This window comes from Bradyrhizobium sp. UFLA05-89, from assembly GCF_059803475.1.
Window position 1 is genome coordinate 1 of the sequence record NZ_JBANBA010000181.1, and the last position, 10,817, is coordinate 10,817.

13 protein-coding genes are annotated in these 10,817 nt (G+C 61.2%); 4 read left to right on the top strand and 9 right to left on the bottom strand.

All coding sequences use genetic code 11. From position 1 onward, the window contains the following. Positions 1 to 223 precede the first annotated feature (223 nt). Positions 224 to 355: a hypothetical protein gene (locus SO139_RS43950; protein ID WP_449379725.1), complete on the top strand. Its 132-nt coding sequence runs from the start codon at positions 224 to 226 to the stop codon at positions 353 to 355. Positions 356 to 552: 197 nt separating this feature from the next. Here the strand turns inward: SO139_RS43950 and SO139_RS43955 are convergent, their stop codons facing one another. Further along, on the bottom strand, positions 553 to 1,056 hold the full coding sequence (locus tag SO139_RS43955) for a cupin domain-containing protein (protein ID WP_449379724.1): 504 nt from the start codon (positions 1,054 to 1,056) through the stop codon (positions 553 to 555). Between the two features lie 644 nt (positions 1,057 to 1,700). Between SO139_RS43955 and SO139_RS43960 the strand changes: the two genes are divergently transcribed. Further along, complete coding sequence (locus SO139_RS43960) at positions 1,701 to 1,949, top strand: hypothetical protein (RefSeq protein ID WP_449379723.1); 249 nt, start codon at positions 1,701 to 1,703, stop codon at positions 1,947 to 1,949. A 43-nt stretch (positions 1,950 to 1,992) separates the two neighbouring features. Here SO139_RS43960 and SO139_RS43965 read toward each other — a convergent pair whose 3' ends face one another. From SO139_RS43965 to SO139_RS44000, 8 genes are all read right to left on the bottom strand, one after another. Continuing rightward, entirely contained in the window at positions 1,993 to 2,190 is a 198-nt protein-coding gene (locus tag SO139_RS43965) for a hypothetical protein (protein WP_449379722.1), read from the bottom strand. Positions 2,191 to 2,438: 248 nt separating this feature from the next. Then, on the bottom strand, positions 2,439 to 3,215 hold the full coding sequence (benD, locus tag SO139_RS43970) for a benzoate diol dehydrogenase BenD (RefSeq protein ID WP_474799172.1): 777 nt from the start codon (positions 3,213 to 3,215) through the stop codon (positions 2,439 to 2,441). Then, positions 3,212 to 4,234: a benzoate 1,2-dioxygenase electron transfer component BenC gene (benC, locus tag SO139_RS43975; RefSeq protein WP_474799174.1), complete on the bottom strand. Its 1,023-nt coding sequence runs from the start codon at positions 4,232 to 4,234 to the stop codon at positions 3,212 to 3,214. Before benC ends, benD begins: the two co-directional genes overlap by 4 nt. A gap of 32 nt (positions 4,235 to 4,266) precedes the next feature. Continuing rightward, entirely contained in the window at positions 4,267 to 4,791 is a 525-nt protein-coding gene (gene benB / locus SO139_RS43980; RefSeq protein ID WP_449379719.1) for a benzoate 1,2-dioxygenase small subunit, read from the bottom strand. Continuing rightward, entirely contained in the window at positions 4,788 to 6,161 is a 1,374-nt protein-coding gene (locus SO139_RS43985) for a Rieske 2Fe-2S domain-containing protein (protein WP_474799176.1), read from the bottom strand. Before SO139_RS43985 ends, benB begins: the two co-directional genes overlap by 4 nt. Before the next feature lie 50 nt (positions 6,162 to 6,211). Continuing rightward, positions 6,212 to 7,105, bottom strand: a complete 894-nt coding sequence (locus tag SO139_RS43990; protein WP_474799178.1) for a dioxygenase family protein — start codon at positions 7,103 to 7,105, stop codon at positions 6,212 to 6,214. Positions 7,106 to 7,161: 56 nt separating this feature from the next. After that, positions 7,162 to 7,452 (bottom strand): muconolactone Delta-isomerase, encoded by a 291-nt coding sequence (gene catC, locus SO139_RS43995; RefSeq protein ID WP_449379716.1) that lies wholly within the window; start codon positions 7,450 to 7,452, stop codon positions 7,162 to 7,164. A 3-nt stretch (positions 7,453 to 7,455) separates the two neighbouring features. Next, on the bottom strand, positions 7,456 to 8,619 hold the full coding sequence (locus tag SO139_RS44000) for a muconate/chloromuconate family cycloisomerase (protein ID WP_474799180.1): 1,164 nt from the start codon (positions 8,617 to 8,619) through the stop codon (positions 7,456 to 7,458). Positions 8,620 to 9,648: 1,029 nt separating this feature from the next. On the opposite strand from SO139_RS44000, the gene SO139_RS44005 reads away from it, so the two are divergent. Then, complete coding sequence (locus tag SO139_RS44005) at positions 9,649 to 10,572, top strand: LysR family transcriptional regulator (RefSeq protein ID WP_449379714.1); 924 nt, start codon at positions 9,649 to 9,651, stop codon at positions 10,570 to 10,572. A 52-nt stretch (positions 10,573 to 10,624) separates the two neighbouring features. Continuing rightward, positions 10,625 to 10,817 (top strand): hypothetical protein (locus SO139_RS44010; RefSeq protein WP_498541990.1); only part of this gene is annotated, 193 nt, incomplete at its 3' end.

Sequence of the window (10,817 nt, forward strand, 5' to 3'; positions counted from 1 at the left end):
GAGATGTCGCAGCCCGGCCGAACAAGGAGATGGCCAATAACGAAAGCGCTTGACACCAATCGCCCCATACAAGTCCTTTGGTCCATAGCGTCGGTCAGCAAGTGTCCGCTTTAGCGCCGCTTTGGGGTATTAAGCGGACGGTCACGGTAGAACCGTGATCACGAGGACCCTGCGACAAGGGCCGCATGCGAGCGAGTGCTTCGCGAACGGGTATGGTCATCGCATGATGACTGCCGCCGGCGACCTCCGGCAAGCTCGCGAGCTGGCACTGCTGATCTGCGATGGCGACAAAGCACTCGAGACCTTCCTCGCGCATTGCGATGTCGCCGCGCGTAATCCGGTGGTGCCCCTATGACGACCTTGTGCTGTCCGCGGTGCTGAGGATCAGGCGCACGCCGGACGGCGTCGACATCGATCGGATCACTATGGACGTGAGACGCGCAAGACGTTGGCGATCGAGCGCCCGCGGCGGGCCGAGTGGCGCAAGTCCGAGTTCACGGCGAAGCGCTTGCCACCTTCGAGCTTCATAATGATTGCCTCTCAACCCATCCGCTATTTCGCGGCCTGTTTGCTCGGGTCATCGGCCGGATTGGCATAGGTGATAGCGAACGGCCCGGGCCCGGCGATCTGTACCACGGTGTCTTCTGTCGTCCAGGCATAGTGGTTCATGCCTGCTGGCATTTCGGCAAAGGCTCCAGCCTTAAGGGACTGCCCCTTGTCCACATCGAGCTTGTCGCCGAGACCGACACGGAAGTCGCCGGAGATCACCGTCACGAACTCGTCGGTGGGATGGTTATGGGCCGGGACTTTGTAGTTGGCCGGCATCTTTAGCCGCATCGTGAACAGCCCCTCCTTGCTGGGGTCACCAGCTATGACGGCGAGCTGCGCGCCGGGTGGGATGGTCGGTGGAACGGGACCCCACTTAATGTCTTCAACATTGACCGGAGGCTTCATTTGCATCTCAGCGGCCTGCAGTGCCGCCTTCGGCAGGAGTTGCGCTGCTGCTAGGACAGCAAGGCCAGAAGCAACAGCAAATAGTACGATTGGTCGCCTCATTTCCTTTCCCTCCTTGGCTTAGATCTCTCTTCACTCACCACAAGCTGGTCACACAAAGAAGAAGTCGCTGCCATGCAACCGTGAAGGCGTGACGATCCGGCGATTGATTGCCGGCGAACGGATCGTCGATGGTGGTGCATGAATAAGTTGCTATGTCGAACCTCCCGATTTGAGACCGGACATTGCAGGGCAGGAATTACAACGGTCTTCCAACTGATCTCTCTAAAATACGAAGCGTGTGCGGGCACGACGAGATCGTGCTCGGCAAGGCCCTAAGGCTGCCCATTGAATATAATTGCGTACGCCTGCCGCGCAGCTCAGACTTAGACCCCTAGGGGGCAGCTCTCTGAGGCTCCAATTCGAGCATACGCTCAACAGCAAGTAGCGCAAGTGGATGGGCCATGACATTATCGGCCCAGGCCCGCTAGACTCTGGAGCGGGCTGCCAGGGTAGCCCCGCGCTGCGCGACGGAGGGCAGCGCTTGTGCGTTTCATAGGTCGCCCGCCGGGTAGGTAGCCCCGGCAGCAAAAGCGCTTCCCGTGCCTCCGTGGACTGCACGGCTCTCGCAGCTTCGTGATCACGCCGATGCGTTCGAGCAACGTTCGTCGTAGTACAATGACCTTTCCCCAAAGAGGAGCCCGGCCATGAGGAAGATCGTGATCGCTACGACCTTTGCTGCCGTTACTCTTACCGCCTATCCGGCGGCCGCATGCGACTGGAACCGTCAGGCAAGCGCTAAAGATCCCGTTGTCGCCGCCACCGCCCCTTCCACAACTGTTGGACAGGCCTCACAAAGCGCGGCGGCCCAGCCCGCGAGCGTTGCTTCTGATGAGGGCAATCGCAAATCCCTCCAAGAATCTGCGCCGGTTGTTTTGATCACTGACCGTCACTAGGCGCGCCTGCGACCCTCTCGACGACGGTGCGGTCGACGAGCGATCAACTGGACCTGCGGTCGCCGGCTGCGTGATGTTCGTCGCCGGCAGTCCGATCATCAGCCTCGTCGGAAGGGCTGACACTGCAATTCGCCTGTGCGACTTCAGGGCTGCTGGTCTGAATCAGGAAAAGCTGCTTCCGCATCTCAGAAAGGCGCGCACGGCAAAACTCACGGTATAGAAAATCGAAAATGGCGGGCATGATCGAGCCCTCCGTCGCTCGAGTAGGCACCGCACCACCACGACCATGGCGCGCGCTGTGAACTAGATCACAGACAGGCACCTGTATTCCGGGCTGTTCTGGTCACTTGTGCGTGCGAGGTAGTCGCGCTGCACCGCGAGTTTTTAGGTGCGAGGGCAGCTCTTCTTCTCCTTGGTTCGGCCCAGCATGCTCAGCGACCTCGCTAAGGGTCCAACTGTGGACCTTGCGCGCGGAACGACGTCGCAGAGTTACCCGAGGTCGCCGCCGGCGACTGGCAAGATATTGCCTGTGACATAACTTGCTTCATCCGACGCCAAGAACAGGATTGGCGCGACCTGCTCGGCGACCGAGCCGTATCGCCCGAGGAAGCTAGATTTCTTAACCTGCTTGACGACCTCGTTCATCCATTCCTTTTCCTCAACCGTGTCGCCCTCGGCGTTGCGCGGCACTCGCCTCGGCGGCGCCTCTGTGCCGCCGGGAGCCGTCGCGACAACGCGTATGTTGTCCGATGCGTACTCCATCGCCAGGCTTTGAGTGATCGCGTTGATTCCTCCCTTTGCAGCCGAGTATGGCACCCGGTGAATGCCGCGCGTCGCGTTCGATGAGACGTTCACTATCGTACCCCTGCCTCGCCGGGTGAGGTACGGAATCACGGCGTGACAACACCACAAGGTGGGCATTAACGAGCGCCGAATCTCCGCCTCGATCTGCTGCGGCTCGAACCGATGGTATGGTCGCATCCGGATTGCGCCGCCGACGTTGTTGATGAGGATGTCGATTGCGCCGAAATGTCTGATGGCCTCGGCCATGGCGGCTTCAGCACCCTCGTGGGTTTCGAGATCGCATACGAAGCCGCGGCCTCCGACACCTGCTTCCGAGGCGACATCATCGACGAAGTCCGCACGATCGACGAACAGGACGTTGCCGCCCTCGGCCGCGGCCCGCAGCGCCACGGCGCGCCCGATCCCCTGAGCGGCACCGGTCACGACCAGCGTCTTTCCGGCAAAGCGACCTTCGAAGATCATGCTGCCACCGCTTCGGTCGCGGAAAACTTCTCGTAGAAGAAATGCGAGGGGCTAACCCTCTTTTCCGTGAAGAACACCCGCACCGTCTCCACCATCGGCGGCGGACCGCACAGATAGACGTCGCAGTCACCGTCGTTGAGATGCTCGTCCGCGAGATGCGCCGTGACATATCCCTTCAGCGGATGGGCGCTATCCGGGTTGGCGACGCAGGTCGCCCAGGTGAGCGTCGGCAGCCGCCTGGCCAGCGCTTCGATCCGATCGATCTCGACCAGATCGCCATCATTGGTGACGCCATAGATCAGATGCACGGGCTGGTCGGTGCCTTGGTCGGCGAGGACCTCGAGCATCGACAGGATCGGCGCGAGGCCCGTGCCGCCGGCGAGCATCACGACCGGACGGTCGACCGCTCGCAGGAAGAAGCTTCCTTGCGGACCGACAAACGTCATCCTGGTACCGACCCTGGCCTCGCTCGCGAGCCAGCCGCTCATCAGACCGCCCGGCACGTTGCGGATCAGGAAGCTCGCTTCACTCGCCCCCACCTTCGAACTGAACGAGTAGGAACGATGCTCGCTCGTCCCGGGCACCGTGAGGTTCACGTACTGGCCAGGCAGGTATCCCAACGCGTCCGGTCTGTCGAGCTTGAGCTTGAGGATGATCGTGCTGTCCGAGACGAGTTCGACGGAGCTCACCTCGGCGCCATGTTCAGCGGGCCTTACTTTGCAGGCCGTGGACGGAACCGGCACGGCGATAACGCAATCCGAGGACGGCACCATCTGGCAGGTCAGCACCAGTCCCTCCTCGGCCTCGGCTCCGCTCAGCGCGTCGTCGAGATATTCGTCGCCGAGATCGTATTCACCCTGCTCGCAGCGGCATTTGCAGGTGCCGCAAACGCCATCCGAACAGTCCATCGGCAGGTTGATCTTATTGCGATAGGCCGCGTCCAAGACCTTCTCGCCCTTGTTGCAGTCGATGAAACGGGTGGCCCCGTCCTCGAAATTGAGTGCTACGCGATAAGTCATGTCTTACTCTCCCGCGATCCCAACGAGCAGCGTCAGATGTGATAGATGTCGATGACCTGGTGGATGTAGTCGCTCTTGAGCACGACCTTCTTGGCCAGGATCCGCGGTTCCTCACCGCGCGTATCCAGCGTGTAGAAAGCGGCACCGAAGAAGCTGTCGGTCTTCTTGTAGCGGTGGCTGAGCGTGTGCCAGTTGAAGCGCAGGTCGAGCTCGCCGTCGCGTTCCGCCACGATTTCGACATTCGAGACATTGTGGCTGGTACGCGGCTCCGGCGTGCTCGCGCCGGACCGCTCGGTCTTGATGCGGAAGACGCGGTCTTCCAGACCCTCCCGGTTTGGATAGTAGATCAGCGAGATATGCTGCTGCGGGTCCTCGACGACTTGGTCGTCGTCGTCCCACGCCGGCATCCAGAAACTGGCCTTGGGCGAATAGAGCTTGATCCATTCGTCCCACTGCCGGTCGTCCAGCAGCCGCGCCTCGCGAAACAGGAAGGAGCGGACATGTTCGAGATCGAATTTACCGGTGGACACGAGCGTGCTGGCGGTTGCGATGCTCATGCTGCCTCTCCCCGCAACGCAACGACGCCGCCTGTCGCTTCGCCGCCATTTCGCAGGATCGCCTGGCGCAGCGACTTGGCCCAGAACTCATGCTGGCGCACGAACAGGCCTTCGTCCTCGCTGCGTTCGCCGCTCAGCAGCGGCTCGAGGCCGATCGCCCTGGCGTTCTCATCCGGGCCGTCGATCCAATGGACGGCGCCCCGACTGAGGTCATTCCAGAGTTCGCCGGCGCCGACATAGGCGGTCTGACAAGCACGGAATTCTTCCAAATCGTCCGGCGTGCCCATGCCGGAGACGTTGAAGAAGTCCTCGTATTGCCGGATGCGGGTCGCGCGTTCCTTCGCGTCCTCTCCTTTGGGCGCGAAGCAGTAGATGGTCACCTCGGTCTCGTCGACGCTGATCGGCCGCACCACGCGGATCTGCGTCGAGAACTGATCCATGAGGTAGACGTTCGGATAGATTCCGAGATTGCGGGTCTGGCCGATGATGAAGCCGGCGCGATCTTTGCCGAGACGCGCTTCGAGCTCGTCCTTGTGATTGAAGACGGGCCGGACTTCGGGATTGAGCAGATTGGTCCAGAGCAGGATGTGTCCGTTCTCGAAGCCGTAGACGCCGCCTACGCTCTTGGACCAGCCGTTGGCGTCGACCGTCTTGGTGCCCTCGTTCTCGTAGTTGCGATGGCCCATAGTCGCCGAGTAATTCCAGTGCACGGAGCTGACGTGATATCCGTCAGCGCCGTTCTCCATCTGGAGCTTCCAATTGCCGTCGTAGATGTAGGAGGAATTGCCGCGCAGCACCTCGATGCCGTTGGGCGCCCCGTCGGCGATCTGGTCGATCACGGCTTTCGCGCCGCCGAGATGCTCCTCGAGGGAAACGACGTCCGGATTGAGGCTGCCGAACAGGAAGCCGCGATAACTCTCGAAGCGCGGAACCTTAGCCAGGTCGTGCGAGCCGTGGGTGTTGAACGAGGCCGGGTAGTCGCCGGTCTTGCCGTCCTTAACCTTGAGGAGCTTGCCTGAATTGCTGAAGGTCCAACCGTGGAATGGGCAGGTGAAGCTGCCCTTATTGCCGTGCTTTCGCCGGCAGAGCATCGCACCGCGATGGGCGCAGGCGTTGATCATCGCATGCAGTTCACCTGCCTTGTCGCGGGTGATCATGATCGGCTTGCGGCCGATCCAGGCACTGAAATAGTCGTTGTTCTCGGGGATCTGGCTCTCATGCGCCAGGAACACCCAGTTGCCTTCGAAGATGTGCCGCATCTCGAGCTCGTACATCTCGACATCGGTGAAGATGTCGCGGCGGCACCGGAACAGCCCGCTCGTCTTGTCTTCGACCACCGCGCCGTCGATGCGCTCCAACAGTGTCGTCATCGTTTCCTCTCCTCTTCCCATTCGTTGCCGCGTCGGGTCGCTGGCGAGACTCAAGCCGCCTCGGCGCGCTGTCGGCTGGAAAAGTGCTCGTCGGCACCGTCAGCGGCGCGCTGGAGCTGGAAGTCGAAATTGATGTAGGCGCTGTCGCCCTGACGCTGCGGGACCGGCAGCAGACCATCGCGTGTGGCGAAGGCGAAGTCGTCGGCGGCATGCGGGTCGTCGCCGAAGTTGATCTGCGTCGTCAGCTTCCGGTAACCGGGCGCTTCGATGAAGAAGTGGACGTGCGCCGGGCGATGACCGTGACGACCGATCGCCTTCATCAGCGTGTCGGTGGCGCCGCCGGGCGGCACGGAATAGCCGTTCGGCATCTTCGAGTGGAACGAGTATTTTCCGTCGGCGCCGAGCTTGATGCGTGCGCGATTGTTGAACGGCGTCTGTTCACGGGTCGGATCGAAATGCGAATACCAGCCCTGTGAGTTGGCATGCCAGACGTGCAGGATCGCATCCTTGACCGGCTCACCGTCCGGGCCAGTGACGCGGCCTCTCATGTAGAGGCTGCCGGTCGCGTCCGGATCTTTCGTCAGATTGACATCGCCCTCCTCGAGCGGCGCACCCGCCACGTAAAGCGGTCCCTCGATGGTACGCGGCGTGCCGCCCGTGCGGCCAGCCTCCGCGTCCTTTGCATCCATGAACAGATCCAGGAAGTGCTCAAGTCCCGTGCCGGGCACCAGCAACCCGAACTCCGGCGCGCCCTTCTGCAGGAAGTTGATGGCGCCCCAGAATTCGTCCTCGCTGATGTCGTGCCGGACGATGATCTTCGCACTGGCCTCGACGATGTCGCGGACGATTGCCTTCAGACGGGAATCCCCGCTCGGCTGATTGAAGCCCGCAGCCCTGTCGAGCAATGCCTGGACGTTCGCAGTCTTCACGAAGCTCGTATCCATGTCGTCTCTCCCTTGGTTTTAGGTCCGGCATGCGGACGTTCGTCGTTCGTAATGTTTCAGCGCTCGTCGTCGTGGATTGAAGATGGATGTCTACAGAGCGGTGTCACCTTCATCTCCATGAAGGTATAAAGCGGCAGGCTCGTCAGGATGTCGTGAAGCTCCGCGTTGCTTTCGACATCGAAGATGCTGACGTTCGCGTAGTGGCCGACGACGCGCCAGATGTGACGCCACTTGCCAGCGCGCTGCAGCTCCTGAAACCGCTCCTTCTCGCGCGCCTTGAGGCGGTCGGCTTCCTGCCGGTCGAAGTCCAGCGGGATACGGACGTTCATCTCGACCATGGTGAGCATGCATCACGCTCCCTTTGACGCGACGACGTGCAATGTCGGCGCGGTGCGATCACGGCGAAACCGGGCAATCTTGTCCTCGTCGAGCGTCACGCCGAGACCGGGGCCTGTCGGCACGCCCAGCGAGAAATCGGCGTAGTCGAGCGGCTCGGCCAAAATCTCCTCCGTGAGCAGCAGCGGACCGAACAGTTCGGTGCCCCAGGCGAGCTTAGGGAACGTCGCGAAGAGATGGGCAGAGGCTGCGGTGCCAACACCGGCCTCGAGCATCGTGCCACCGTAGAGACCGATCCCCGAAGCATCGGCGATGGCTGCGACGTCGCGGCCGGCATGTAGCCCGCCTGACTGGGCGATCTTCACGGCGAAGACGCGGGCGGCGGCGCTGGCGGCAATACGGAACGCGTCGCGGGGACCGTGCAGCGCTTCGTCGGCCATCAGGGGGATTCCGTGCCGTGCGGACAGGCGCGACATGATGGCGATCGCGTCGCGGGCGACCGGCTGCTCGACCAGGTCGCAGCCGGCGTCTTCCAGCATCTTCATGCCGGCATCGGCCTGTGCCTCGTCCCAGCCCTGATTGACGTCGACGCGGACGCTGCCGCGGCTTCCGATAGCCTTTTTGATCGCCGCAACATGAGCGACATCGTCGGCCACGCTGCGCTTGCCGATCTTCAGCTTGAAGATCGAATGCCGCCTGGCCTCGAGCATGGCCTCGGCTTCCTCGATGTCGCGCGCAGTATTTCCACTCGCGAGCGTCCAGGCCACCGCCAGGCGGTCGCGTACGCGTCCCCCGCCGATCAGTTCGGAGACGGGCACGCCGAGACGCTTGCCGGCGGCATCAAGCAGCGCGGTCTCGATCGCGCATTTGGCGATATGGTTGCCGACGACGTTGCGACCGATCTTCGCCATTGTCTCGGCGACGCGGGACACTTCACAGGTCTTCAGGACCGGCGCGATATAGGTATCGATTGCGAGCTTGATGCCTTCAGGGCTTTCTTCGCCGTAGCTCAGACCACCGATCGTGGTCCCCTCGCCGATCCCGATGACACCGTCTGAGCAGGTGATCCGGACCAGAACGACGGCCTGGCTGCGCATCGTGGCCATCGCCAGGACGTGAGGCCTGATCGTGGGCACATCGACGATAAAGGTATCGACCTGGGCAGCTTTGCTCGTCACCGGCGCGTCCTCGAATTCGCATTTCGTGGCCGAAAACTAGATATATGCGGCATCGATGGCAAAGACCGATTGGGTCCAATATTATACCTATGAGGTATACGCTTCAGATGGGACAATGGTCAGCTCTGCTTTTCCGCACGCGCAACGACGAGTATCGGTGCGTCGTCCGCCGCCAGGAACCTTGGATAATCGCCCCGCCGATCGGCCGCCTTCTCGAAAAACAAGGCGACCGTCTCGCTGGAGCCAACGGCTGACGGTCGCTTTCTTTCTCCAGGTCAGGTGTCCCAACGAGCACTCGATTGACCCGACCAGCGATTGTTAGCCCGTTGAGACATGTTAACCACTGTTCTGATTGTCGGCCCTGGAGCCGTCGTCAATCGCGATCGTGCTTCTATCTTCAGGTCAGAGGTGACTCGCAGAGTTCGAGCCGCGTCGAATTCACCGCGCGCAGTCTCGCGGTTAAGTACTTGGAACCGAATCGGCTTTCAGACCCTCACGCCGATCTACAGATTCTGGGCGTTGGCCGCTCCAATTGCGGCTCGATCCACAGACGCGAAGCTTCGGATTTCCTTGAGTATGGCGCAGGCGCAGTGGCCGCACTTCGCCGTGCAGCCGAGCAAGGCGTAAACGCGACTGACCCGCGGGCATGGCGCGACGCTTGCGATCGCGGATCTAATCTCGACCTCGCTGAGGACGTTGCAACTGCAAACGATCACGGCGCACTCCTGACTGAAGAAGCTGCTAGGACCGCAATGGGAGGCAATCCCAGCGAGCCTGCCGCCGCTACGATGGTGAATGAAGCGAGACCACCCTAGGGCGTAACATCCGATCGAAACAGGACCGCCTCAGTCTATGTTCATACCTGCGGGGTATGGTGCACACCGAATTCCCCCTGCTCATTGTGGCGCCGGGAATGACGCGCCTCGTTTCCGCGAGCGGGAGGGTTTGCCCGGATCAGCTTGAAGCGAAGGATTGATTGTGTCTATTTCAATACTCGAGAGGTATGGACGCGATTGGAGGGCTGCTCCCATGGAACTCCGTCACCTGCGCTACTTCACCACCGTGGCAGCGGAGGGCTCCTTCAGTCGCGCCGCTGAGAAACTCCACATCGCGCAACCACCGTTGAGCCGCCAAGTGCAGCAGCTCGAGGACGAATTGGGCGTGCGCCTGCTCGATCGTGGCCGACCGCTTACGTTGACAGAGCCCGGACGATATCTGTTCGAACAGGGACGTCAGATCCTGCAGCGCATTGACGAGATGCGTGCGATGACCAAGCGGATCGCCAAAGGCACGGTATTGCAGTTCAACATCGGCTTTGTCGCATCCACCCTCTACGACGCTCTTCCGGAACTGATCCGCCGCTTCCGCATCATCCTGCCCGGCGCAGAGGTCAATCTTCTGGAGATGACGACGCTCGAGCAGGTCGCAGCATTGAAGGACGGTCGTATCGATGTAGGTTTCGGCCGACTGAGATTCGACGATGAGGCGATCGTCCGTAGCGTCATCCGTGAAGAACGCGTCTGCCTTGTGGTACCACGCCGGCACAAATTGGCGGCCAAGAAGGGGAGGTTACGACTGCGCGCAACCGCTGACGAACCGCTCATCGTCTATCCCAAGTCGCCGCGGCCAAGCTACGCCGATCAGGTTCTTTCATTCTACCGCGATGCAGGTATTGAGCCGAGGGTCGCGATGGAGGCGAAGGAGTTGCAGACCGCGCTCGGTCTTGTCGCCTCTGGTGGCGGCGTCTGCATCGTGCCTGCCTCCGTGAGGCGCTTCGGGCGCGACGACGTATGCTTTATCGACCTCGATGAGCCGAAGATGATTTCGCCGATCATCATGAGTTATCGCAAGAATGACGCGTCGATGCTGCTCACGCAATTGATCAAGCTGGTTCGCGAATTCGACAAATGGGATGCATCTACCGGTCACCCTGCGTCCGGCTCGTCTGATTGATCGCAACGCCGCGCCTACGCCGAGGGTTCAAGCTCGACGCAGATATCATTCATTGCCAGATACAGCTCTCAAGGCGCGGCGCAACGAAAATGGTACCGCTCAAGAGTATCGGTATCGTGGCAAGCAGCAACTTCGTATAGTCATTCTGTTGCCTGGCCTAAATGGCTTCTGCCGTGCCTTCCTCTGTGATCCGTCCAAGGTGCATGATCACCAGCAGAAGTCCAAGGCTGGGATGACATCGGTGT